The organism is Chryseobacterium sp. MEBOG07 (assembly GCF_021869745.1).
GTDB classification, from domain to species: domain Bacteria; phylum Bacteroidota; class Bacteroidia; order Flavobacteriales; family Weeksellaceae; genus Chryseobacterium; species Chryseobacterium viscerum.
The window spans coordinates 4,151,929-4,178,118 of sequence record NZ_CP084579.1 but is presented as its reverse complement, the minus strand read 5'-3'; the positions used below and the strand labels follow the sequence as shown (position 1 = coordinate 4,178,118).

Genomic DNA, 26,190 nt, shown 5'->3' with positions numbered 1-26,190 from the left:
TAAAAAGACGTTTTGGAAAATCAAGAAGACTTGCAGCAATTACTGGAAAAATACCGGGATCATCGGTGCTCCCCTCAGGAGGTAAAACACTTATTGGGGTATTTTCATAAAGACAGCAGAGAGCAGGACCAGCTCATGGAATTGGTACTCAATCATCTGAAAGAAATACCTGCTCCGGCTGAACTTGATGATAGCCATTTCAATAACAGACTGGATGAGGCTTATCTTAATATCAGGAAGGAACTCGAAGCATCGCATACGCAATCCAAAGCCACCTGGCAGTTATGGAAAAAAATACTGACGGCTGCTACGATAACCCTTACTGTTGGAATAGGATCTCTATACTATATTCATCGCTACAAGATCTACCGCGACCATACCCTGCAGGCGAAGGATATCAGGCCCGGAGGCCATAAAGCAAGATTAACCTTGTCAGATGGTCACGCCATAGAATTAAGCAGTGGTCAATCAGGAATTATTATTGGCGACAAAGGTGTTTTTTACAATAACGGGGCTGCTATTTCAAATAAAAAAGTGAGTGGGTTACTCACCATCAGTACACCTAAAGGGGGTGAATATGAAGTCGTCTTACCAGACGGCTCCAAAGTTTGGCTTAACGCCGCTACCACATTACAGTATTCTGCCAGCCTAAGGGATGGGGCAAGACGGAAAGTAATGCTGGTAGACGGCGAAGCCTACTTTGAAGTAGCCAAAGATAAGAAGCATCCCTTTGTGGTGTCTAGCAGAACACAGGTGGTAGAAGTACTCGGCACCCATTTTAACATCAACAGCTATCATGATCAGGAGCGTACCGTAACAACCCTTGAGGAAGGATCGGTGAAAGTTTCGCCAAGAGATTCCAAAGCTTCACGATTTCCTAGTGAAATCATCCTAAAACCCGGCCAGCAGTCTCTTTCTTTTGGGGGCAAGCTCACTCTTCATAAAGCCGATTTGCAGAGCGCACTGGCATGGAAAGAAGGGTTAATCTATTTCAGGGATGCCCCGATTCAGGAGGTTTTAAGACAGATAAGCCGATGGTATAATATTGAGATTGAATATGAAGGAGTACCCACTAAAGAAGTATTTAATGGCGGAGTGAAACGCAGCGCCGACCTTTCTGCTGTTTTGCATATTCTTGAATTGAGTAACATTCACTTTAGCCTGAAAGAAAAGAATACTAAAACTATCCTGACCATCTTGCAGTAAAAATAAATGTCCAATATATCACCCTTTAAACCACAGAAGCCTATGAAGTAATTTTTGTCAGATTTTTAGTTTTAGTTAATGAGTCCACAATATAAAAAGCCGGAACATTGTTCGAGAATGCTCCGGCGGATTGTGGGCTTAATTGACCAATCAGAACAAACCGATTTATCAACGTAGTGCAGGAGGATCTCTAGAATTCACATGTTAAATTTCCTCTGCAATACAAAACCTATTCAAACTTATGATTTTTCCATCAAAACTAAGCTATCCCTGGCGGGGTAGTCCATCTCTCTGTGCGCCCTCGCTAAGAGAAAGCCAACGCAGCAACCCTCTGAAAAAAACACCAATCAGTTTCCATTTAGTTCTACTGGCGCTCTTTACATGTCTCTTTGCCGCTACTGAGGTAAAAGCTCAAAATATAAGCATTGATGCCAAAGCTGTCCTTATGTATAGGGTCTTCAAGCAGATCGAAAAGCAGACTGACTACCTGTTTTGGTATAAAGGAAAGATGCTGGATAAAAATGTGCCCGTTACAGTGAGTTTTAGCAATATGCCCGTTAAAGCCGCTTTAGATAAGATCTTTGCAGATATACCTTTCACGTATGAGATCGTAGGTAAAACCATTGTAGTTAAAGAAAAACCTGCTGTTAAAAGTAATTCTAAGGAGAGAGAGAAACAGAAAAAGGAATCTATTACCGGCACTGTAACCGATGAAAAAGATCAGCCTTTGGCGGGTGTCAGTGTTAAAATTAAGGGAACCAATACATCAGTGACTACTGATCATAAAGGAACATTCAGCATTGAAATACAGGAAGAAGAATCCATTTTACAGTTTTCCTACGTCGGCTATGAAACCTATGAGCAGAGAGTAAACAAAGGCCCGAGACTTATTGTCAAATTAAAAGAAAGCACAAACCTGCTACAGGGCATTGAGGTTGTCTCAACCGGTTATCAGATTTTGCCAAAAGAAAGGGCAACGGGGAGTTTTTCCCAGCCCCTAAAAGAGATGTATAATGCCAGGGTATCAACCGACGTCATCAGCAAGCTTGAAGGAATTACCAGCGGATTAGTATTTAATGCCAATACGAATACTACATTATCGGGTAAGACAGACCTTAGTATTCGCGGACGGAGCACTATTTTTGCTAACGACCAACCTCTTATTGTCATCGATAATTTTCCTTACAGCGGTGATCTTGGCAGCATTAATCCAAATGACATAGAATCAGTAACGGTCTTAAAGGATGCGGCGGCGGCTTCCATATGGGGTGTCAGGGCAGGAAACGGGGTCATTGTTATCACGACAAAAAAAGGAAGACTGAATCAGCCATTACATATTGCTCTGAATTCCAATATAACCATCAGTGGTAAACCAGACCTGTTTTATAATCCGGCAGAAATGAGCAGCTCTGATTTCATTGATATGGAACAATTTTTATTTGCCAAGGGAAAATACAACAGCGACCTTCGTAATACGACCACTTTTCGGCCGGTAACCCCGGTTGTCGAAATATTGGCTTTGCAGAGATCAACAGCATTGTCAGCTTCAGATGCCGCGTTTCAAATTGATGCCTTACGAAAACACGATGTTAGAAATGACCTCTCAAAATACTTGTACCGGAATAGTGTTAAACAGCAATATTCACTCAATTTTAACGGAGGCAGCGAGCGTGCTGCTTACTATCTCTCTGCGGGGTATGATCAAAACCTGCAACACCTGAAAGAAAATACCTATGACCGCTTTACACTAAATTCCAGTTTGACCTTTACTCCGATTAAAAATCTTCAGATCGGTACCAATATTAATTATATACGGTCAAATACCAGCACAGATAATACGGCAAGCACCCTGAATACGGGAGGCTCCTATGCAAAAGTGTATCCATACGCACAATTGGCTGATGCCGATGGAAATCCATTACCCATTGTAAAGTCCTATAGAAATGGTTTCATCCAGTCTGCTCTATCCAAAGGTTTCCTTGATTGGAGCTACGTACCCCTTAAAGATTTAGGGTTGGGTGAAAATAACAGGAAGTCTAACGATATCCGATTGAGCCCTGCCCTGAAATATACTCTGTTTAAGGGGCTGGATATTGAAGCAAAATACCAGTACGAGCAGTATACGATTAATTCCAGAGACTTTGAAAGCGAAGAAACGTTTCATACGAGGAACCTGATAAACCGCTACTCGGTTCTGGGAACTGGCAGAGTCGTGGGTTATCATATCCCGTTAGGAGGTATTCTTTACCAATCTCTTTCCACAGTGAGCTCATATAATGCAAGAGGACAGGTCAATTACTCGGGGTCTTGGCAAAAGCACAGCATCAATGCCATTGCGGGGATCGAGCAAAACCAGATCCGTACCGACGGAAGTACTCATGCACCATTGTATGGTTACGATGATCATACGGGAATATCCGGTAAGGTAGATTTTGTCAATACCTTTACGCTCAACCCCGGAACAAACTCTGCGATGATCCCCAACAATGCCAATATTTCAGGACAGCTGGATAGAGTGCGTTCTTATTTCGGTAATGCTGCCTATACATACGATAATAAATATACGGCTTCCATCAGTGGCCGTGTAGATGGTTCTAATTATTTCGGAGTCAATACCAACCAAAAATCGGTGCCACTATGGTCTGTCGGCGGAAAATGGGCAGTGAATCGGGAAAGATTTTATAAGTGGGATTGGCTTCCGTATTTACAATTCAGGGCGAGCTACGGCTATAATGGAAACCTGAACAGAAATGTAACCGGTATTACAACGTCCAGATATCTTCTTAACAGTGACTGGACGGGTCAGCTTCAGGCGGACATCAGTAATATTGGCAATCCGGATTTGAAATGGGAAAAAGCGGGTATCACCAACATCGGCGTTGATTTCGCAACGAGGAATAATACCATTACCGGTAGTATAGAATACTTCCATAAAAATGGTGAGGATTTAATTGGTGATGCTTCTGTCGCACCGAGTACAGGCACCACTATTTTTAGGGGTAATTTTGCTTCCATGAAGGGGCGGGGAATTGATATTCAGCTTACCTCAAAAAATGTCCGTGGCACTTTTTCATGGGTGAGCTCACTGCTATTGAGTTATGCAACCGATAAAGTTACCCGATATACTGCACCCCTTAACGCGGGTTATGTGGTCACTTCGGATGGAACCAGCAGTGCCATAAACCCTACATTGGGAAAGCCTGTGTACGGAATATGGAGCTACAAATGGGCGGGGTTAGACCCTGCTACGGGTGATCCACGGGGATATTTAAACGGAGCAATGAGCAAAGATTACTATATCTTGGCGAATCCGTTAACAATGAATGAACTGGTCTATAACGGCCCGGCCCGCCCTGTGTATTTCGGGGGTCTTAACAACAGGTTTGGATACAAGAATTTCAGTCTTTTTGTGAATGTCACCTACAAGCTTGGTCACTACTTCAGAAGAAGTTCTTTAAACTATTATACCTTATTCAGTAACTGGATTGGCGGCTATAAAGAGTTTTCCAACCGTTGGAAAACCCCGGGTGATGAGCAGTTGACTACTGTTCCTTCGATGATTTACCCTGCCGATCCTGACCGGGATAATTTCTATAATTATTCGGAGATCACCGTTGAAAAGGCCGACCATATCCGTTTACAGGACATCAGTGTAAGCTACGATTTTAATAAAAGCAGTTTCAGAAAATTACCGGTAGCCAACATACAGCTTTATGTGTATGCGAATAACCTTGGTATGATTTGGCGTGCTAATAAGCTAAAACTTGATCCGGATTACCCGACGGGAAAGCCAGTTCCCAAAAGTATTTCCCTGGGTTTTAAAATTGATTTATAATTTTTTAGATGATCATCATGAAAAAAATAACAATATACAGAAGTAACATGGTCTTGGTGGTTTTGACTATCGCTGTTCTGTTGCAGTCCTGCAAAAAATCATGGCTGGATGCCAAACCCGATAAAGCACTTGTCGTTCCAACATCTATCGAAGACTTCCAGGCTATTCTTGATAATAACACCGTCAGTCAGCTCTTCAATTTCAACCAACCGGCCTTATCCGAAATGGGTGCCGGAGACTTTCAGCTCGAATACAACGCATGGCAAGCGCTGCCTTTACTGCAGGAACGAAGTGCCTATGTATGGGATTCTGACCTCTTTGTGGGGGAACCGGGCTTTGACTGGAATAACAGTTATAAAAGAATATTATACGCCAACATCGTTTTGGAAGGAATTTCCCATATTTCAGCAAAGCCACAGGATCAAACTCAATGGAATCAGGTTAAGGGAACGGCACTTTTCTATCGGTCCTATGATTTTTTTAACCTTGTACAGGACTTTGCCAAAGCCTATGATCGGGGGTCTGCAACCAGAGACCTTGGAATTCCTTTACGCCTGAATTCCAATATCAATACTAAAACACAAAGAGCGACGGTTCAGGAAACTTATGATCAGATTATCGCTGATCTGTTAACCGCTAAAACGCTGTTACCAGATCAACCGGCTTATGTTACAAGAGGAAGTAAATGTGCTGTTTATGCACTTCTGAGTAAAGTGTACCTACATACAGCCCAATACGACCTTGCTCTTAAGTATGCAGATTCCTGTCTTCGGTTAAACGCTGAATTATTGGACTTTAATACCCTGGATTCGGTGGCAGTCATTCCGATTTCTCGTTTTAATAAAGAGGTGGTTTACCACCATAATCTGGCATTGTATGCGGGTTTTGATAAGAATGCATCCGTTTTAATTGTTGACCCTCAATTATACAATGCTTACGATGCTAATGATTTACGGAAAACCATTTTATTTAAAAATGTATCCGGTCTGATAACAAGAAACGCAAGCTATAGCGGGGATAATAATCTTTTCGGAGGATTGGCTACTGATGAAATGTATTTGATAAAAGCGGAGTGTTATGCCCGAGAAAATAATACATCGGCAGCTATGGAGAGCCTGAATATACTTCTGGCAAAAAGATGGAAAACAGGCACATTTATCCCCTTCACTGCTACTAATGCAGAAAATGCATTGTCAAAAGTTATTACAGAACGAAGAAAGGAACTGGTGTTTAGGGGGAACCGATGGCATGATCTAAAGCGTTTAAATACAGATCCGCGATTTGCCATATCATTAACCCGTGATCTTAATGGGAAGGTCTACACACTTTTGCCTAATGATAATAAATATACACTTCCGATTCCACCGGATGAAGTAAGATTAAGTGGTCTTGTTCAAAATCCGCGCTAAGATTTAAAGAATATATAAGGGTGCTGAAAAGCCCCATTGTTCCAATTTTAATACAACTAAAATGAAAATTTCAATAACTGCTTTACTATTGGTTTTGGCCAATTTTGCCGGCTATACACAAATCAAACCTTTGGCTATCGGTGATGGTGTTCCCGATATGGTTATTGGCGATATTATCAATTACAGATCGCCTAACATTAGATTATCAGATTTCAAAGGAAAATTGCTGGTCCTTGATTTCTGGGCAACCTGGTGCAGCCCTTGCATCAGCATGTTTCCAAAAACTGACTCGCTGCAAAAACTATTTAAGGGAAAGGTTGAATTTCTTCCTGTTAGCTATCAGGATAGAAATACAGTTGAATCTTTTTTGAAAAAACTGAATGTCAATAAAGGCATTACAGTTCCTACTGTAACTAATGATAAGCAGCTTCATGCTTTATTCCCCCATATGGAAATTCCCTATTATGTATGGATCAATGGTAAGGGAAAAGTTGTTGCTATGACAGAAGCTAAAGAAATAACAAAGGAAAACATAGAAAATATTCTCGATGATGATCAGAGAACAATAAAAAATTCAATAGGAATCTTGGAGAAGAATGTTAATAAGGCAAACCCTGTCTTTATCACCGGAATTCCCATCATAGGAACTGATTCTGCGAATATCAATATCATCCCTCTTGAACAAGATGATATCCTGGTTCAATCTGTTGCAGCCAAGTTTATTCCGGGAATTTCCGGAGGGGCTTATAATAATACGAATCACTTTTTAGTGATGAATTATTCTGTGATGAACATGTATCAATTTTTTTTCGGGATTACATCCAAACCCAATACACTGGCTTTCTGGAATAAGAACCGCTATGTAATTGAAGTCAAGGATTCTCTTAAAAGAAACAGACTGATTAATTACACAAGTGGTTTAGAGTATAATAACTGGTTAAGGGCAAACGGTTACTGCTATGAACTCATCTGGAAAAATGTTAAGGGTTGGGACAGAAAGATTGAACTGGTAAGGGATGATCTTGATCGATTGTTTGCCAAACCATTAGGGATTACGGCTGTTCTGGAAAAAAGAAAAGTCCCAAGCAGCATTCTCGCCATGAAGGGAAATGGTAGTAAGCTGGTAACTGCAGGTGGGGAATCATTTGAAAAGCATGATGCCTATTCTTATTCGCAACGTAATCTTCCCCTTAGCCGTCTTGTTTCGCAACTGGAATATTTTTGGCAAAAATCAGGGACTAATGTTGTTAATGAGACCCAATATAAAAAAAACGTTGATATTGAGCTCAACTGCAAAATGTCCGATATAAAAGCAGTTAACAAAGAACTTGCAAAGTATGGTCTTGCCTTTATAGAAGGTGAGAGATCCATTGATATCCTGGTTATAAAAGACAGATAGTAGATGAAATGAGGCTGTCCTGAACTTCGGAACAGCCTCTCACTTCCTTTAAGGAGTGTAATTACCTGTTGACATTGATATCAGTGTTGCATCTGAAGATGGGCTTTCACCTTCTGTCGGTACTTCAGACTGTGACCAGACTGCGGTACATACATTGGATGACGTACTGCAATTCCCTGGTGTAGGATCGTAGATAAATTGGGATTTGGCTAAACTTGAATTGTGGTTTGGGTGCACAAAAGTGTAGTTTGTGAGCTTTCCCTTTTTTTCTGTTTTTTCAGCTTTTGTAAATGCAAAAGCTCCAAATGTGCCTCCAGCAATAATTAATGCTGCAGCGGCGATTTTCAGTGTTTTCATTGTATTTGTTTTAAAAATTATTGATTTGGCAATAAAATTACTGCCGGTGAACAGAGCGAAAAGGCACGGGCAATGGTGGCTGCCTATGGTTTACTTTTACGATCTGATTTGGGTTAGACGGATAGTACCGGATTTATTCCCGAAGGAATCTGTTGTGCCAGCCAGAACAAACTTCTGCTGTTACGATCCTGCTCTGCTGTCAGTAGACTATTTAGAGCCTTTCCCTGACCAGTAGCGTTCAGGGAGATTCTTACATCTTTGTTGTAGTCACTTTATAAAGGGGTAGCTTACAATTTCTTGGGATATTTTCATTGGCCGCGTAGTAGAGTACGCTTAAGAAAGTTGTTTATCTTTTACATGGTTTTTATTTTTTTAATGTGATGATAGCGGCTGCTGCGAGTAGTTCATGGTTACAAGGCAAATGTATTGAGGTTCAGTAATATAAAGCAATAGGTAAACCATCGAAAAGTCATGAAACCTACAAAAAATGGGTATGAACCATACAAAAATAAGGCATGAACCATACAAAATTTGGGTATGAGAAATATATAAAAAGATGCATTTTGTTGGTTTTAGCTGTTGAATCTTGCCCGAAATGCGGTCAAATATTCTTTGGTAATATAAAAATTCTTGTCTTTCGAAGTCTTTACGATATCAGCGAACTGGGGTTTAAAAATGATTTTAAAGATATCTCGTTTTTCCGCACTTTCATATCCTCGGATCGTTTTACAATTAATGAGCACGGATCTGTTGATCATGCAAAAATGGACCGTGCTGAATCGTTCTTCCAAATTGGAAAGCGAAATGTTGACCACGTATTCATTGCCATGAGTGGTAAAGGCTTTTACCAATTTTCCAACACGGTAAAAGCACAAAATGTCCTGCGGCACATCGAATTGCAGGTGCTGTCCGCTATGATCAATCGTCAGTCCGGACAATTCCGAATTTCCAACATCTTCGTTATATTGATCAATTTCATCAATATACTCAATGGTTGGTTTGGGCTCTGTGAGCAGGAGATAGTGTATAAGGTAATAAAGGTTCATCAAAATGATAAAGAAAACAATAAGGGGAAAGTCTATAAGTAAAAAATCATTATCTACTATATTCTGCTGCATAGCATGAAAGTAGATGGAAATAAGCAACAGATCAGCTGAAAGAGGCAGGATAACACCCAGTAAGAACTGCAATAAGGAACGTTTTATTGGCTCATTTCTCCAAGCGGATATTTGATCCAGCCAGACTGTTATGCGATGTACGGTATACACCAATATGAGTGATATGGAAAAACTGGCAGCAAATGCCAGGTAAAAGCCTTTAGATGTGAAAGCCTCTACTAAATTGATGGATCGCCCGTGAAAAAGGATGTAAACAGATGCTGCAAATGCGCAAATAATACGTAGCCTTTTGTTGTTATAAGCTATGGTTTCCATGGTTGTAATAGTTTTTGTATTACACTTTTAAGTGAAATATATTAAAGAAACCAATATACAAAAACTATTTTTTATTAACTTTGTGTTAATCAGTCTTATAATCTAATAACTTTAAAACTTCATGTCATGACATCTTTCCCATTTTCACCCTTGGGTGTTGATACTATACTCAACCAATTATATGGACTAACGAATGCCGCCTTGTCTACCCAGGCAAAGGCAATCAAACTCGATTTTAAAGGTTGGATGAAAGACCATTTCACCCTCACTGAAAACCAGTTAACTTTTCTTGCAGCAATCAAAGAAGAGGCATCAGTATATTACGGAGAACAGTGTTCTTTCTGCTTTTTACATCGGTTGGAGATCAAACTTGTTTCTCCTATACCACCGGAAGTTTCCCGCTATGCAAAATGGATAGGCTCCAGCAGCACTATTTCGATAAAATCAGATGGAACTGGCGAAAGTGTTATTTCCGGTATGCTCACTTTTACAATCAGCTATCAGTAGGAGAGTACATTAAGATCAGAATCAATAATAAGTTGTTGGATTTCCCATACCTCCTATGGGGTATCCAAATAGTTAAGATCCGATATAACCGGGTGGCTTTCTTTTGCTTCTTTTTCTTTCGCCACCTTTATTGGGAAAGAAAAGAAGTGAATACAAAAAACACCTGGGATATATGAAATATCCCCGCCAAGAACCCGCAACGGTATTCGGTAAATTTCCAGGGAGGAAGAATTGGGTGATGGGATAAGGAAATATTGGCGAATGGTGTTGCACCGCTTTCCCCGCACAAAGACGTCCACGAACATCGGGAGTGATTGTCTTTGTGCCGCCCGATATTTTTCGGGCTTTATTTTTTTAGACTTTTAAAGGCTGTGAGCGGAACTCTTTAAGATTCAGGAAAAATCCTCTGTTTTCAGTGAGTCCGTTGCGAAATAAGCTCCACAATAGTGATAAACCCATTTGAGCCAACGTTGCATTGATAAATAAATCCTGCTTTGCCAAAGCTTCCGCCAGTGAACAGCTTGGTGTATCATCCTCGGTTTCGGACGCTCTGAGGACTTCTCCAAATTCTTCGGTAATATAGGGCAGATTGGCTACCGTTTCGTATTTCTCGGAATTGGGTTGCTTAATATTTCCAATGGTGGATAATATTACCTGTCCTGTGTGTTTGCTGTTGCCATAATCAATCCAATACTTTGGTTTGTTATGATAAAACCTGCCACTGCTGAGTTCACCCAGCATCCCGGCAATCTCAAAACGTGAGTTTACGTTGTCTACACACGATATGAATATCGTGGCAGATGCGTGTTCGGGCAGTTTCCCTAAAGGAGTTCTTTCAAATTTAGCGGTTTCAGCCTTCCAATTGGTTCCGGAAAATCGGTTGGCTCTGTTGATTAAAGCAACTGATTTATATAAGTCCATCTCACACTCTGCAAAGCGTTGTCTTCCTAAATTAGCCTGTGTTACGATATCGTCATCCCATAGACGGACAAACAGTCCTGCGTGTCCCAATTCAATTAAGCTGTGGTTCATTTCCATGAGTCCTGTCAAGACTTTTGATCCTGTACCACCAGCCCCGAAAAGATTTATTTCAATAGGATTGGTGGGATTGATAAGATAATGATCTGTAAAATGGACTTTCGTTTTTTCTGTTGTTCTCATCGTAGTAAATCTTTTAAGGTTCTGCTTGATTTTATGAGTACATCTTTCGGAAATGGGTCATTGGTATTGATGAGTCTTTTCCAAAGACTGACACAATTTCCTTTGATAGGGTTGTGATCCTGCATCAGGTGGCTGAAATAGGAATTGAAAAAATACTCTTCCCAAGCGGTTGTAAATTCTTCGAGTGACGCGGTTTTCTTAATCCTGACATCAACCGTTCCCATACATACTGCGCCATCCTCATACACATTGAAGTAGGGAGCATGGAAAAGCGTTGTTTTTTCTGTCGGTCTTCTGTCTGTTGACAGAGCATATACAAAAAGTTTGTTTCGGTTAGCCACCCATAGCATTGCGGGAACATTGGCTTTACCATTTGGGATTTCCAATTTTTCGACAAAAAACATTTCCCTGCTCATGGCTTTTGTAAACCAAATTACTACACCATTATGGATGGGGTCAATCTGCAAAATATTTCTTCCCATAATACCCTGTGGCTTTAGAAAGGACTCTTTTTCCTCCCTTACTTTTAAAGATTTCGCTAATTGATTGGCTTCTCTCACTGTCAAAGGATGAGCATTGATCAGATGGCCGTTTTTATCCATATCAAAACTCTCTATATATCCATCAGTGTTTGTTCCCTTTGTTTCATAGAATACAAGGGCACTTTTCGGATAATATAATGGTCCAAAATTGTCTGTTAGGTCGGTTTGATTATTCATTGCTTTTAAGGGTATAGGTGCTGAGTAAGTAAATAAGGTCATCGAGTACCGTAAATAAGCGCTCTTCAAAATCAAGGCTGTTACTGATTAATGGTCTGCCGTCAAAACATTTTTTTATGACAGGTTCTTCTATGTCTCCATATTCTCCAAACTCATTATTCACCATTTCAAAAAGACTGCTGGAAAGCCACCCTTTATGATGGGCATAGAATGAAATGTATTTTTCAATGGTGAGGATATTGTCATTCTCATGGTCTTCATGCTCCCATTCGGTGGCTTTGGCATTTCTGAAAAACCTTTCTTCGGGATAGAGTTCGTAGAGTTCATGGGCTTTTGTAGCCACCTTAAAACATTCCCTTTCAAAATCGTCTTTGCTTTGAAATTGGTGCAGACGTTCTTTAAATACTTCCAGATTTTTAAGATTGAATAACTTCTGTTCCATATGGTCACCAATCCACTGCGCCTGCCTGATTTCATTATTGGTCTCTATGGTATCGATGGTTTCAGCGTTCTCCTCATCTTGTTCAATCCAATCAGCGAGTATTTCATACTGCCAGTTGAGATAGGAGTCTTCCTGTCTGTAATACGGAATATCAGCATGATGATAGAGATAACTGCACACCGATAGCAGAAGGTGGGCGGATTGCTTTTTATGCTTTTCCTTTAGCATAAGGAACAGGGGAATCACCGGAATATAATACAGATTAGAACAGGTGTTGTATCGTTCCTCACTGACAAGAAAGGTTTTTGTACCCTCCTGTACCAGTTGAATAGAATCCCAAAGGGCAACCTTGTTTTTGAGTTTCTGCTGAATATCTGAAATAGAAAGGGCAATATTATAGGGGTATTCAAAATCCTGTATTGGTACGGGCTGAATCTGATAATGCTCTGCCAGTCTGGAAAGGGACTTGTAAAAATCCCTTTCCGTTTTTCTTGATTCCTTATCAGTCTGTACGGATTGTTCTATTTTCAGTTTTGGCAGAAACGTGGTTTTTAGAAAACCGTTGGGAGCATGCTTAGAGGAACTGACTTCCTTTGGTCTTTTTTGATTTCTCCTGCATCTTTTGGTCGTTTCATCCATTGGGCGAACTCTGTTAACTGTCGGTGGAGTTGCCTTTGCTGTTTTTCTTCGGGGAGCTGAACTGTTCCCGATAGGGTATGTTGTTGCATAATTCATCGTTGTATTGTTTAAAAATTTAACCTTTAGTTCCCATCACACTTTCAAAATGATACTCTACGGTATCATCCTTGATTTTTGGGGCTGATATTTTGGCGGTGGTGAGTAGGGGATAGGTATTGGTATAAAAGTTCAATACCGATTCTACGCTCCATTTTGGCTCAGGGTCGGTCAGTTTAATCTCCTGACCTTTATCTTTAAATAGGAATATTCTTTCTAATTGCGTGGCTAATAACATAATCTTAGATTTTTGGGTTATATAATAGGGTTACTCATTGAAAAGGCTAGGGGCAAAGTGATGTTCATAGACGGACTGTTTTTTGCGGAGCTGTTCTGTATATTCAGGATATTCAGATGTTTTGGGCAGTGCTGTCCATGCGTCCTTAAATTTGCCCTCTTTCTCCAATTGCTCGGCTTTTTGTAGAGCGTCATTGTACTTTTTATCCTTTGCTTCTTTTTCCTTTTTCTCCCTATCGGCTTTCTCCTTTTCCATTGCCGAATGCTTTTTGGCTTCTTCCAATTGCTTCATAAAGGATTCCATGCCTACCATAAGTCCCGAAGCAGACTGTATAGGCGCAGTAATATTTTCAAAAAAACCGTTATCGAGTTCCTCGGCTGTTCCCCGAAGGGTTAAAGGAGGAATGATGTTTTTAGCATCATCCCCGCATGTATTATTTTGGAGCAGAACTGCTACGATCCAATTGTCTTCTGTGCCCTGTCTGATGGTGATTTGCAAATCACCTGTTAGATTCATTTGGGCGAGTTGGCTGAAAAAATTGATATTCATGATTTTAATTTTAAAAGAGGTTTTTTATTTCTACCGTAATTAATTTTGTATCCATTGGTATGAATAATACTCTCCAACAGGTCTCTGGCATAGGAGATACCAGCGGAGTCCTTTTCTGTCACAACTAAAAAATGAAGCTTCTCAAAATCCTTGACTATGCGGGCAATGATGCTCAGTGCCTTATATTCTGTTGTATGTGTTACACTCTTCATGATGTCTGTTTTGATTTAAGTTTGAGTAATTTTTCGTGGAAGTCCGTCCAATAGGCATTTAATCTTCTGTCAAGGTTTTCAAAACGTTTATCCTCGTGCTGATAAGTTTTGCATTGTTTAGCCATTTTAATGGCCTCGTTTAGGTCGGTTATCTCGATAGGGTAACCATTGATATCAATGATTTTCATGCGTGTGGTTTTAATGGTGACTGCTGTTCTCTGTATTTTGGCGGTCTATAAGTTTTACAATAAGAAGCTTTGCTTTATGATTAATTCTGTCGGCATATTTTTGGGCTTTTTTCTTGGTTTTGTATATTCCGCCGTTGACTGTCCATGTTACTTTTGTTTTGTATGTGAACTGAGGGTTGTTGTAGATATTGAAAGTTGTTCCTAAAATTTCCTCATCCCTTTTCACTTGTAGAATTGTAAGATATTCTACGGCTTTCCCCGTCTCATTAAACTGTGTAGACAGTAGCAGATTTCCGCTCTGGTCGATAATCTGAAATTTTTCAAAATCACGGTCACTAAGGATAATTTTGAATAGATCATCAATAATGAAATGTTCGTTTAATAAAACCCGTTCTTCATATTTTCTGTATTTAATGATTCCTATTTTCATATTTTCCGTTGGTGTATTGTTCAAAATTTTCAATGTTTAAAGCATCAATGATTTTTTGAATAGAAAAATGATCTGTCCAAAATTGCTCACCCGTATATTTTCCGTAAGCTCTATAGTAGGCAGTGCCGTCTGCATTGATCACAAGCTCGTGACAGTCCAGACAGTTTTCAGGAATTGGAAGTGCATCAATTTCTTTTTCATTGGTGATGATAAATGACCATGCTTTATCTTTCAATGGTTCTGCTGAATCGGGTATTGTTTCGTTATCATCTTTGTAAAATTCTACCCCTGTATCATAGTAAGCCATTGAAATAAACATCGGATCTTCTGTAAATGGCTCAATTGAGTTGAGCCTAATTTGGAGGTCTTTTTTCCAGTCCTCTGAGATATGAATGATTGCAAAATCACACGTATCCCAATTGCTGTTGGTTCTCGCTTTCAACAATAGGTATTGTGTCGGTTGAGTTGATACTCTCATTATGATATATTTTAAATGGTTATTGCTGTTCTTTGTCAGCCTTTTGTGTATTGCTGTTTTGAGCTGTTTTTTTGGATACGGATGCTATAAATGGATCTTCTCCAAAAAGAAGGTGTATCGCCAGTTTTAACCGATGATTACAGTCCTTTGTCAATGAATATTCTATAAGGCTGTTGATTGTAAACAGGGCATCGTAACTGTCAAATAGTTGGTCTCTAAACAGATTGTGATTTTTACGGAATTTGTTTCCGTATCTTTTTACAGCTTTTTCAACATTTCTAACGAGATCGAACCACAAATTACTCGTAATTAAACCCTGCTTCCACTGGCTTTTAAAAAGTTCTTCATTGCTTAGGAAGCGCAGTGTTTCCTGCTCTATGAAAAGGGTAATATTGGGTATCTCTTGTGGAAATAAGCCCGCCAAAAGTTTCCCCTTTTCAGTATTAAACATTTGTTCTATTGCTTTCATATCGTTACTAATTTTGGTTATACTAATTTTTGCTGTTGATTTTTTCTATTTTCAGGATCGCACTTTCGGGGCATCCTTCCGTTTTCATGATCTGTTCTTTTGCTCCCTGCTCACCACTGAGCGAGACTACTGTCAGACATATTTTGCCGTTATCATGGGTAAGGGTCGCTACATAAATTTCTATGGTCATTTGATTTTGGTTGATAAAGGCAACCACCTTGTCTGGCGGTTGCCTGTGATTGGTTAATTAAGATTGAATATTTCTGCACCATCTAGGGCGAAGGCTGTACATAGTTCAAATGCTTTTTGCGATTTTAATTGGGCGGTTCCACCCATCACAATGGATTGCAATTTGGCTTCATCATCTTTGTAGGCGCGGACATTCTGATAGTAGCCTGTCACCGCATTATAGGCTCCGAACAATGTCCCTTTGGTGGTGTCCATTTGTTGGGTGTCGCTGATCATGGCATAGGCAAAAGCATCTTCTACAGTATTTTTAAATACGGTTGAAATTTCGTCTTCATTGCCTTTTTGCAGGTGTTGCAGGGTTTCTTTATTAGGGCATAGGGCTAATTGAATGAGCTTTTTTACTTCGTGGTCATTGACCTTAACTTTTGCCCACTGATTAAAGATTCCTTCCAGTTCTGTACTGAACTTATTGGCTAATCCCATTACTTTATGAGCATCCTCTAAGCGTTGCTTTGCTCCCGAAGTATGACGGATGCGCACCACGTTGCTCATATTACGGAGTGAAGCGTTAAGGGTATTTTGGCAAACGATGCGAATAGGGGTGAATGCTGCGGTAATACTTCCGCTACCATCGTGCGAATTAGTGAGGAAGATGTACTTTTCGGTCACGTCATCCCCGTTACCTACACGAATATAGTCAGGTAGTTTGGCGGTAATGAAAATACGCTCCCCATTACCTAAAGCTCCTGCAGTCTCGTAGAGGATTCCGTCACCACCACCGACAATAGCATCGAAAAAAGCAAAGGCTTCGCTGTTCTGTACGATCTGATAGATTTTCCCCACCGTGTCAAAAGCTTGGTTGGTGTCGCTTCTGTATGTACCAAAGCGGTCAGGGATTATAATATCGTTTCCTTCTATAACCTCTCCGTTCTGGCCTAGTGATAGACCTTCTCCTTTGATAAAGGCAGGTTTTTTGCGAACCTCGTAGTCGAGACCTGCGTGTTTGATAGCTTCGGCGCTTGTGGGATAGCTTTCTACGATCTGCCCTAGATTATGCCAAGCTTTTTCCTTTACACTGAAAAATGAATATTTTCCTGTTCTGTTGTTGAAATTTAAATTATGTGCCATGATATTGAATATTTAGTGTTAAAAATTTGATTGAATTGATTAATTGATTGATGTTAGAATGGTAGGTCGTCATCTGCTCCCATATTGGTAAACTCGTTGTCCTGTGGGGTAGTGGGGTATTGTGAATCTTGCGAGGTTTCAGGGTTTTCGGAGTTTTTACCGTAACCACCTCCATGCAGTTTGATTTGGGAGGTATGGAAGTTAAGCCCTGCATGAGCTTGTCCGTCACTACCTTGCCATGCCCTTGCGTACACTCGTCCTGATAGTTCTACAAGTGTGCCTTTGGTGAGCATTTTTGCAACATTGGGGCTTATCCAATAGGCGCAGTCGAAATAGGTCGTTTGCTTTACACGTTCACCCTGTTTGTTTTTGTAGCTGTCGTTAGTGGCTACTGAGAAATTTACTACTTGTTTGTCCTGTAACACTGTGCGTACTTCCGCATCGCGTGTCAATCTTCCGATAATGTTCATAATCTTTGTTTTTGTGTTATACAATCCTGTTAGCTTTGCTCTTTTTTCCCTTCCTTTCTTCCTTCCTTCAAAAAAATTTTCCAAAAGAAAAAACGGAAAAAAAGAAAGCCGCTAAAAGGTATGGGCAGGGCGTAAAGTCAAAAGGAAACGGAATAATTGGAGGGGTACCCTTTAGGGGAGGAAACCGTTTATGCCGTAGTCTTTTGCTAGCCTGGTGCGGCAGGTGCCCATAATACCTTAGCTGCCTTTTTATCCGTTTCGCCTTGGAAAATCTCCCACCCTAACTACTGTCGTGTGATTATTATGACCGCGAAGAAGCGGATATCAAGAAGAGTATAAGAATGTATGATTGAGGCAATAAGGAAAATGGAAAGTAATGGCAATGTCCCTAAGGGAAATGTTTCTGGTTGATTTAAGAAACAGGCCTTTCATTTCGAAATTCTATTTTTTAGCGGATGAAGAGTCTTTATGTGATATACAGACAGGAATTTTTCTAAAGGGAGAGCAGAGTTGTAAAAGTTGATATAAAGGAAAAAAGTAAGCATTACTAACCATTTGCCTTTGTGAAAGAAATGACATTTATTATGAAAGGTGTGTGCTGTGCTGCACCGCTGGGTGCTGTAGCAGGTGATGAGACCATCATTGGGAGCAAAAAGATACTTCCGATTCTCATTGCAGCAATAAAAAAAGAAAGAGTATCTCCACTTCTATTTTAATACGACAGGTTTTGGCGCTATGCGGGTATAGCTTTGCCATATGGTATAACACATTGAACAAAAATATATATGTGTTAAGAAAAATTAATGAAAATATGGGGTTTTTACGGATGATGTATTCTAATTATTAATAATATTTTTAAACAGTCAAATACACAAGTTTATGATAAAAAATTATCTCAGTGCATTTAACTTATGCACAATCCTGAGTTTATCCGCTCAGGAATCGGATGTGACATGGCAAAAAGACATCAAATCCTCCACCCAGGATTTTTTGAGCCAGGTCACCACTACACTAGATCAGCAGTACCTGATCACGGGAAGCTCGATTCAGAGCGAAAAATTACAACAAGCCAGGAAATACTCTAACAGTAATGATTATCGCTCCGTAAATGAATCTTCGTGATCCTACAGATTGCTTCAAAACAATATAGCGTGTAAATTCGCTTAAGGAATATTTATAATAATGAGAGAATAGAAATTAAGTAGTTCAATGTTTAATTTCTTTGCATGCACGCTAAAGTATTTTTGCCTTTCTTCTGTGCAGGGCTTTTAGCCTTAATGTCTTTGTAGACTAATCATAGAGATCCTGATTTTTTAATCAGGCTAAATCACCATTTTTTAATAGCAATATGAAAGCCTTCTATCTTTCAGGATAAATCTTATCCTGTCGCAAAAAACAACGGTCTTTCCCATTCGGGGAATCAGATCTACTTTTCACTAACAACAAAACACAATGAAAAAACTTTATTTGGGTACGCCTTCGGTGTGTACCACTTCGGGCATGTCGGCTCGGAAAATTTTATTGCAAAGGAAAGTTCTTCCTTTACTTTGCGTACTGACTGGTTTTTGGGGATATTCCCAAACCGAAGTCTACTTCAAATATGACGAAGCCGGGAATCAAAAGTACCGCGGTCCTGAAGCAGATCCTAAGCTAAAAACTTCGGCTTTGTCAGGAACTACTTCAAAAACGTCTTCAATTGAACAGGCTCCGGCTATTGATGAAAAAACATTCTGGAAGCAGATCAGACTCTATCCGGTTCCGGTAAATGATGTTCTTACCATCGACTGGACAGAAGAAACAGACAAACTTATCGAGTCGGTCTCTCTATATCAGCATAGTACAGTCCACTGGAAATTTCAGCAACAAAATATCCCCGGCCTTAACAGGCAGCTGAAAATTAACATGACGGGCTATGACTGGGGCGTATACGTACTGCGGTTTACTCTGAAAGACGGAAGAATCTTCAGTAAAAACATCACTAAAAGGTAATCGCGATGAAAAAGTACAATCATAAGAAAATACAGATATTTTCATCATTCCTATTATCTTTTATATCGGTATTCTGCTTTTCGCAGACCCCTACTCCTAAATTTCATGATACTAAAGGAAATATAGACGTTACAGGGGCAGGACAGCTTCAGTATACACTTCCTATAGATCTTCCTCTGGGCATTAAAAATGCAGCTCCCAATATCAGCCTTCTTTATACAAGTGGTGCGGCAAACGGGCTTGCAGGATATAGCTGGAATATTTCAGGAATAAATGCAATTTCAAGGGTTGGAAAGAATCTTGAAAAAGATGGTATCACAAAGGGGGTACAGCTTGATTATTCTGATTATTACAGTTTTAATGGTCAGAGATTAATTTTAAAATCAGGAGAATACGGGAAAGATGGAGCAGAATATGAAACTGAAAAATATTCCAATGTTAAAATTAAGTCCGTGGGAAGCATCGCCGGACAAAGCTGGCAAGGTCCTGAATATTGGGAAGTCACTTCTCCTGACGGCTCACAGGTATGGTACGGAGCTACGGCGTCAGGAGATAGTTCTGCCAGAACGCCTATTGATTATAATATTGTAAAGTCAAGAGATAGTAATGGCAATTATGTGACTTACAATTATACTTCTGAAGGTAACGTATCGGTCATCAGCGCCATCCAGTGGGGAGGCAATGAGGTGAAGGGAACCCAGCATATGAATAAAATTGATTTTCTTTTTGTGGCAAGACCTTTTCAGGAAACCGCCTATATCAAAGGAGTTTTATTTACACAGTCTAAGCAGCTTGAATCAATTGTGGTTTCAACTCAAGGTAAACAATACAAGAAATATAAAATTTCTTACAGGAATCTGCCCCAAAATCAATACAGGTATTTGGAAAAGATTACAACGCTAAACAGTAATAATGAAGAGGCCAATCCAGTAGTGTTTACTTATGAAGAACCCCTTTTTAAAAATAACAGATGGAACCATAACTATACGCTAAGGCCAAATCCTGATACCGATGTAGTGGGTGACTTTGATGGCGACAGTAATCTTGACATATTAAGATATCATGCTCAAACATCAGCCAAAATACCCCAGGTAGGATTATATCTTTACAGTAATTACTTTGATTTCTATAGTGAAAGTGGTTATTATTACAATACCGGACTGCCCGTATTTGTAGGAAATTCCTTATCAGGAGTTAAAGACGCTGTTGTTGTAAATTTAAAAAAAGGCAATCTTGTCCGTAACCGTCAGGGATTTGTACTTAAAAAAAAGGTGCTTAATTCCTCCACTACCCCATCAGACCTTGTGCTCTCTTTCTATGGGCTTACGGAAGATAATCAGTTGGTTCTGGATTACACTAAAACTATTCCAGCCGCAGATTATGATAATTCAATGGGAGGTGTAAGTAACGGCGTACAGACTACCGTTACAGGATTAAAAAGTGTTGACTTCAACGGGGATAGTCTCAACGAGCTTGTCCTGGTTCTCAATGATAAGGAATGTCATCCTGTAAGTATGAATGCTGCTGCTAAACCTCCCCAGGAATGTAGCAGTACTAAAAGATATTATGTGGTAGATCCCGATGAGTCCATTCAGGGTAATGGATGGTATTATCCACTGGAGCTTTATCCTGACTATGATCAGATAGACAGCGATGTGTTTGCGTTGTACAGAGCAGGAGATTTCAATGGTGATGGGGTATTTGATCTTCTGAAATTAAGCCAGGATTTGAAACCTTTACTGATTACTTTTAAGAAAAATGTACAAGGGAAGTATGAATCATTTATAGCTCCTTTTAATCCGGCTAATGATGAAACAATAAAAGGATATTGGAAGGACAGTCTTGTGGGAGATTATAATGGTGATGGGCTAAGTGATCTCATGATGCCAGGAACCCCTACTTCCGCTATCTGGTATCTCTATACCTCGAAAGGAAATGCCTTTAAAGAAGAGACTAAAGTATTTTACCGACCGGAGCCAACCAGAAGAATTACCAAAGATGCATATGACCATATAACGGTGGCAAACCCAAGAACTTTTGTAGCCTATGATATTAATAATGATGGGAAAACGGAGCTTGTTATGCTGGAAGGCGGCAGATATTATCGTAAGCAGGACACACAGGATAGTGGGCAGGGTGTTAAATACGTAAGAAATTACACAGCAACAGCACGTATGTTCTCGGCTCTTTCAGGAGAATTACCATTAGCAGCAGGTGGTTATGGTTTTCCGGATGAAGTTGTTTATCTCAATGGAAGCAATATTAATCCAGAACTTGCTCAAACCCGAAGAGATGTTATGGGACTTTCAGTTGATCAATGGACAGGTGGTATGGTAAGGCGTTTTGCAATGGTTTCTTTACAGGGCGAAACGTATGGTTTTGGGAACGAACAGGATCTTGCGTCCAGTCCTTATATAGATGCAACAGGGGAAGCCCGTATTAAAAAAATAGTTCAAGGGGGAGTTACCACTGATATCACCTATTGGAAATTAAATAAAGCTGATGGCATATATGATAAAGCTAAAACAGAAAATTATCCTTATGTAGAAATCAATCAGTCATACGGAATGTATGTGGTTTCCGAAATGACACAGACACGGCCGAAGCCTCAGGACCCTTTTACAAATGTCCAATTAAGACAGAAATTTAAGTACAGAGGTCTTACCGCTAATATTCTGGGTAAAGGGATGGTAGGTTTCAGAAAAATGGTAAGATCTTCATGGTATACTGATGAATATGGAAGTAGTACCACAAATACCATAATATGGTCAGGTGTGGAAATTGACCCTTTAAATGATGGTGTGCCTTTGAAAGAATGGACTACCAAACAGTATGCAGCTATTTTTCCTGACGATCTTTCTGAAAATAACACCCAGTTAATAAGTTTAAAAACCAATACTTATCAAACCGTAAAATTCTTGAACGGTCAGGTAGTCAATACAGTTTCGGATGCCGACAAGCCGAAAATCGTAACCGCTATTTTACCTGCAAGGAGCAGAACAAAGGACTTTTTAACAGGAACGATTGCAGAAAATAATATTATTTATGGACAATATTACCTGCCTACGTTGTCTATTTCAAAGGTTAATGGCTCCTATGGGATTACAACTTCCGGATTTGAGTATGAACATAATCCTTCAGGGACTGGAAGCGCATATTATATAGGGCGTCTGAAATCCAAAACAGAAACAATACAGGCATATGGAGATACCAAGTCTGCCAAAGAAGAATATACTTATGCTAATAATAAGCTGAAAACGCTTAAAAAATGGAATGGGAATAATACAGGTTATATTTTGGAAACCTATATTAATGATGGTTTTGGAAATATAACAGGAAAGACATTGAGTAATAGTATAGATGCTCAAACTCAAAATATAACGTTTCAGTATGATCCCACGGGAAGATTCGTTATTAATAAAACGGATAACCTGGGATTGGAAACCGGAATTACATATAACGAATGGGGGCAGGTGTTAACCCAGACTGATCCTTTAGGAAATACCCTTGTAAACAATTATGATAATTGGGGGAAACTCGTAGTCTCTGAAAACAGTGTTCAAGGAAAAACTATTTATACTTACGAAAGGGATACTAGCGACAATGTTACCGTAACAAAGACGGAACCTGATGGTAATATATCCAAAACATTTACCAACAAATTTGGACAGGTATATAAGACAACAACAAAGGCTTTCGCACAAGGGCAATATGTATCTCAGGAAATTAAGTATGATTTTCTGGGTAGAAAAATAAAGCAATCCGAGTCTTATTTTGATGGGCAGACTGCCAATAAGTGGAATACCATTATATATGATGATAATGTATTTCCGGCTAAAGTTACAGCCACTGCATTTACAGGTAAACAGACCGAAACTACAATATCTGGTCTTACAACAACGGTAAAAGAAACCCATACTGATGATTATGGAAGAACCACGGTCAAAACGGCAGATGCTTTAGGAAATACTATTTCTTCTACAGATAAGGGAGGAACCATAACGTTTTCTTACAATGCAGCCGGACAGCAGCTCAAAGCTCAGTATGCTGAAAATACCGTCACAACAGTGTATGATGTATGGGGAAGGAAATCTGAATTTAACGACCCTTCAAATGGAGTCTACAAATATGAGTATGATGGATTAGGACAAACTAAAAAGGTGGTAAGTCCAAAGGGAACCAAAGAATATACCTACAATAACCTGGGGCAGCTTGTTTCCCAAAAAGAACTTTCAACAAACGATGGAGGGGCAGCAACCAATAAAGATATTTCTTACACATATGATGCGAAAGGACTGCCAACAAAAAAGTTGGGTACTGTAAATGGACAAGCCTATGATATTGTGTATACCTATCATCCTAATGGGAGCATAGAATCATCTACAGAGAACAGCAATGGAAAAACTTATGCGCAAAAAGATATTTCATATGATGATAAAGGAAGAATAACTTCTTACGTAAAGCAGCTATCATCATCAGGTATAGTTACTGAGGCCAGTATAGAAAATGTATATAATGATTGGAATGGAGAGCTCTACCAGATCAAAGATCAGCAGCAGGACAAAGTTCTTTGGGAGCTTTTGGAAACTAATGCAAAAGGACAGCTTCTTGGAGAAAGGTTAGGAGCTGCCAGTATTATTAACACTTATAATGATACTACAGGGATGCTGTCAGAAATTAAACATAGCTCTTCCCAACAGCAATCTATATTGAATATTCAGTACGGCTTCAATGCCATCAGAAATGAGCTGAAATCCCGAAAAACATTCGGAGATTTTAATATCATTGAATCTTTTGAATATGATGACAATAATAGGCTTCTTAACTGGACAAATCCAATCACGGGGCAACTTTCCAAAAATGGATATGATGAAAAAGGCAGAATCAGACAAAATGATCAGATTGGAGAGATAAAATTTGATAACTCATCAAAAATTTATCAACCTACGGGAATGAGCCTTAATAATAACGGAGTACAGAATTATACAGGTGATCTTATCCAAACTGTTGTTTATAATGAGAACAATGATCCGGTACAGATTCAGGGAGAAAAGGCTCAGATTAATTTTGGGTATGGGTTAGGCAGTATGAGACAAAGAGTTAATATTGCAGAACAGACCGGGAGCATAGATGAGCCTCAATGGGAGAATCGTTTCAGCAAATTTTATAATGAAGACGGAAGTTTTGAAATCGTAAAAAACTCGTCTACCGGAAAGGAAAAGCATATTCTGTATATCGAAGGTACTCCTTATGAGAGTAATGTTGTATATTTGAAAGACTTTGAACAGAGTAGCGGATCTTATAAATTTTTGCACAAAGATTATTTAGGCAGTATACTGGCAATCTCGGATCAGGATGGTAAAAGACTGGAGCAACGACATTATGATGCATGGGGTAACCTTACCCACCTGAAGATTGGAACCGGAGTGATTAACACTAACAAGGATGTCATCCTGAGCTTGTCGAAGGATCTTATTGTAGACCGTGGTTATACCGGACATGAGCATTTTATGAAAGTGGGAATTATCCACATGAATGGCAGGTTGTATGATCCATTATTAAGAAGGTTCTTAAATGCTGATGAGAATATACAGGATCCTACCAATACCCAAAACTATAACAAGTACGGGTATGTGATGAATAACCCGCTGATGTACAATGACCCTAACGGGGAATTTTGGATGTGGTTTGCTGGAGCCTTAGCGGGAGGTTATTTAAATGGTGTTGCCGCTAATAATGGTAACTGGAACCCCGGAAAATGGGACTGGCAGAAGTCATGGAGCGCTGTATTAGGTGGCGCAATTGGCGGAGCAGCGATCTCAGGAACACTGGGAAATATTGCAAGTAATCCGGGAGCCATTAAATTTGTACTGCCAAGTATCATTTCAGGAGGGTTGAACTCTGCGTTTACAGGATCTAATCTATTGGGTGGTGCTATTGGTGGAATCTCTTACTCAGGTAATTTATTTACGAATAATATAACTAATACTGATGGGATCACAAATGCATATAAGTATGTCATTTCTCCGGATTATAATCTTGAAGGTGAGGGTATATATGATTTAACACCACAGATGATGGGTATTTATGCACACAGAGCAATGGCTGATTATTTTAAAAATGATCGTATACTACAGAAAAACTGGTTTCCTGAAAGAACACAATCCATATGGAAATGGGATCTTAAAATGCGACCAGATTTATATTACATGAATAATGGAATTAATGCGGTATGGGAACTTAAGCCTATCGGACATTTTATTGAGTCGTCACTTTCATTAAAAGGGCAATACCAAAACCAGGTATATGCAGATGCACTGACTATGTTATTACATGAAAAATTTTATGTAGGATCATCTCAGGGCGCACCTACTCCTCCAATTAATGGAACAATACAAACTGATTATAAAACGGGTTATCAATTCAGTTATACCGTTCCGCTGGGAAGAGATGGTATGATATATTACAATTGTATAAACTGTAAGTCACAGGAAAAACAAAGACAACCTGTAGTGGATGCTAAAGATGTTCGAAATGCAGCTATTATCACAGCAGCAGCTTATATTATGTACAAAGTGGTGATGGGAGTGGCAACATGGGAATGTGCGGGTTGTGGTGCCTGGGCTTTACCTTAATATTTTTATTAA

At 39.5% G+C, this 26,190-nt stretch carries 23 protein-coding genes; 8 read left to right on the top strand and 15 right to left on the bottom strand.

Annotated features, from left to right (window positions below; genetic code table 11):
• The first annotated feature begins 30 nt into the window (after positions 1-30).
• The 4 genes from LF886_RS19190 to LF886_RS19175 all read left to right on the top strand — a co-directional run bounded on the left by LF886_RS19190 (position 31) and on the right by LF886_RS19175 (position 7,849).
• Complete coding sequence (locus LF886_RS19190) at positions 31-1,206, top strand: FecR family protein (RefSeq protein WP_236851172.1); 1,176 nt, start codon at positions 31-33, stop codon at positions 1,204-1,206.
• Positions 1,207-1,447: 241 nt separating this feature from the next.
• Entirely contained in the window at positions 1,448-5,041 is a 3,594-nt protein-coding gene (locus tag LF886_RS19185) for a SusC/RagA family TonB-linked outer membrane protein (protein WP_236851171.1), read from the top strand.
• A 17-nt stretch (positions 5,042-5,058) separates the two neighbouring features.
• A complete protein-coding gene (locus tag LF886_RS19180; protein ID WP_236851170.1) occupies positions 5,059-6,450 on the top strand; it encodes a RagB/SusD family nutrient uptake outer membrane protein in 1,392 nt (463 codons plus the stop codon).
• A gap of 61 nt (positions 6,451-6,511) precedes the next feature.
• On the top strand, positions 6,512-7,849 hold the full coding sequence (locus LF886_RS19175) for a TlpA family protein disulfide reductase (RefSeq protein ID WP_236851169.1): 1,338 nt from the start codon (positions 6,512-6,514) through the stop codon (positions 7,847-7,849).
• A gap of 48 nt (positions 7,850-7,897) precedes the next feature.
• Here the strand turns inward: LF886_RS19175 and LF886_RS19170 are convergent, their stop codons facing one another.
• Both LF886_RS19170 and LF886_RS19165 read right to left on the bottom strand, forming a co-directional pair.
• Positions 7,898-8,206: a hypothetical protein gene (locus LF886_RS19170; protein WP_236851168.1), complete on the bottom strand. Its 309-nt coding sequence runs from the start codon at positions 8,204-8,206 to the stop codon at positions 7,898-7,900.
• Between the two features lie 572 nt (positions 8,207-8,778).
• Positions 8,779-9,639: a LytTR family DNA-binding domain-containing protein gene (locus LF886_RS19165; protein WP_236851167.1), complete on the bottom strand. Its 861-nt coding sequence runs from the start codon at positions 9,637-9,639 to the stop codon at positions 8,779-8,781.
• 126 nt (positions 9,640-9,765) lie between these two features.
• Between LF886_RS19165 and LF886_RS19160 the strand changes: the two genes are divergently transcribed.
• Positions 9,766-10,146 carry a hypothetical protein gene (locus LF886_RS19160; RefSeq protein ID WP_236851166.1) on the top strand — a complete coding sequence of 127 codons (381 nt, stop codon included), beginning with the start codon at positions 9,766-9,768 and terminating at the stop codon, positions 10,144-10,146.
• A gap of 354 nt (positions 10,147-10,500) precedes the next feature.
• Here LF886_RS19160 and LF886_RS19155 read toward each other — a convergent pair whose 3' ends face one another.
• The 13 genes from LF886_RS19155 to LF886_RS19095 are packed head-to-tail and all read right to left on the bottom strand — an operon-like array spanning position 10,501 to position 17,554.
• Positions 10,501-11,307 (bottom strand): PRTRC system ThiF family protein, encoded by an 807-nt coding sequence (locus LF886_RS19155; RefSeq protein ID WP_236851165.1) that lies wholly within the window; start codon positions 11,305-11,307, stop codon positions 10,501-10,503.
• Positions 11,304-12,026 (bottom strand): prokaryotic E2 ligase family D protein, encoded by a 723-nt coding sequence (locus LF886_RS19150; RefSeq protein ID WP_236851164.1) that lies wholly within the window; start codon positions 12,024-12,026, stop codon positions 11,304-11,306. Before LF886_RS19150 ends, LF886_RS19155 begins: the two co-directional genes overlap by 4 nt.
• Positions 12,019-13,203, bottom strand: coding sequence for a hypothetical protein (locus LF886_RS19145; protein WP_236851163.1), 1,185 nt, complete (start codon positions 13,201-13,203; stop codon positions 12,019-12,021). The genes LF886_RS19150 and LF886_RS19145 overlap by 8 nt, the downstream gene beginning before the upstream one ends.
• A gap of 19 nt (positions 13,204-13,222) precedes the next feature.
• Complete coding sequence (locus LF886_RS19140) at positions 13,223-13,441, bottom strand: PRTRC system protein C (protein ID WP_236851162.1); 219 nt, start codon at positions 13,439-13,441, stop codon at positions 13,223-13,225.
• Positions 13,442-13,471: 30 nt separating this feature from the next.
• Complete coding sequence (locus LF886_RS19135) at positions 13,472-13,957, bottom strand: PRTRC system protein E (protein WP_317207640.1); 486 nt, start codon at positions 13,955-13,957, stop codon at positions 13,472-13,474.
• A gap of 29 nt (positions 13,958-13,986) precedes the next feature.
• Positions 13,987-14,202, bottom strand: coding sequence for a hypothetical protein (locus LF886_RS19130; RefSeq protein WP_236851160.1), 216 nt, complete (start codon positions 14,200-14,202; stop codon positions 13,987-13,989).
• Positions 14,199-14,390, bottom strand: a complete 192-nt coding sequence (locus LF886_RS19125) for a hypothetical protein (RefSeq protein ID WP_236851159.1) — start codon at positions 14,388-14,390, stop codon at positions 14,199-14,201. Before LF886_RS19125 ends, LF886_RS19130 begins: the two co-directional genes overlap by 4 nt.
• Before the next feature lie 10 nt (positions 14,391-14,400).
• Positions 14,401-14,820 (bottom strand): hypothetical protein, encoded by a 420-nt coding sequence (locus LF886_RS19120; protein ID WP_236851158.1) that lies wholly within the window; start codon positions 14,818-14,820, stop codon positions 14,401-14,403.
• Positions 14,801-15,298, bottom strand: coding sequence for a hypothetical protein (locus tag LF886_RS19115; protein ID WP_236851157.1), 498 nt, complete (start codon positions 15,296-15,298; stop codon positions 14,801-14,803). The genes LF886_RS19120 and LF886_RS19115 overlap by 20 nt, the downstream gene beginning before the upstream one ends.
• Positions 15,299-15,317: 19 nt before the next feature.
• Complete coding sequence (locus LF886_RS19110) at positions 15,318-15,767, bottom strand: hypothetical protein (protein ID WP_236851156.1); 450 nt, start codon at positions 15,765-15,767, stop codon at positions 15,318-15,320.
• Between the two features lie 22 nt (positions 15,768-15,789).
• On the bottom strand, positions 15,790-15,957 hold the full coding sequence (locus LF886_RS19105; RefSeq protein WP_236851155.1) for a hypothetical protein: 168 nt from the start codon (positions 15,955-15,957) through the stop codon (positions 15,790-15,792).
• A gap of 53 nt (positions 15,958-16,010) precedes the next feature.
• On the bottom strand, positions 16,011-17,084 hold the full coding sequence (locus LF886_RS19100) for a DUF932 domain-containing protein (protein WP_236851154.1): 1,074 nt from the start codon (positions 17,082-17,084) through the stop codon (positions 16,011-16,013).
• 53 nt (positions 17,085-17,137) lie between these two features.
• Positions 17,138-17,554 (bottom strand): single-stranded DNA-binding protein, encoded by a 417-nt coding sequence (locus LF886_RS19095; protein WP_236851153.1) that lies wholly within the window; start codon positions 17,552-17,554, stop codon positions 17,138-17,140.
• A 572-nt stretch (positions 17,555-18,126) separates the two neighbouring features.
• On the opposite strand from LF886_RS19095, the gene LF886_RS19090 reads away from it, so the two are divergent.
• From LF886_RS19090 to LF886_RS19080, 3 genes are all read left to right on the top strand, one after another.
• The gene (locus tag LF886_RS19090; RefSeq protein ID WP_236851152.1) at positions 18,127-18,270 is read left to right on the top strand and encodes a hypothetical protein; all 144 of its coding nucleotides are present in this window, start codon (positions 18,127-18,129) and stop codon (positions 18,268-18,270) included.
• A 736-nt stretch (positions 18,271-19,006) separates the two neighbouring features.
• Entirely contained in the window at positions 19,007-19,543 is a 537-nt protein-coding gene (locus LF886_RS19085; RefSeq protein ID WP_236851151.1) for a hypothetical protein, read from the top strand.
• Between the two features lie 5 nt (positions 19,544-19,548).
• Positions 19,549-26,178: an RHS repeat-associated core domain-containing protein gene (locus LF886_RS19080; RefSeq protein ID WP_236851150.1), complete on the top strand. Its 6,630-nt coding sequence runs from the start codon at positions 19,549-19,551 to the stop codon at positions 26,176-26,178.
• Positions 26,179-26,190 lie beyond the last annotated feature (12 nt).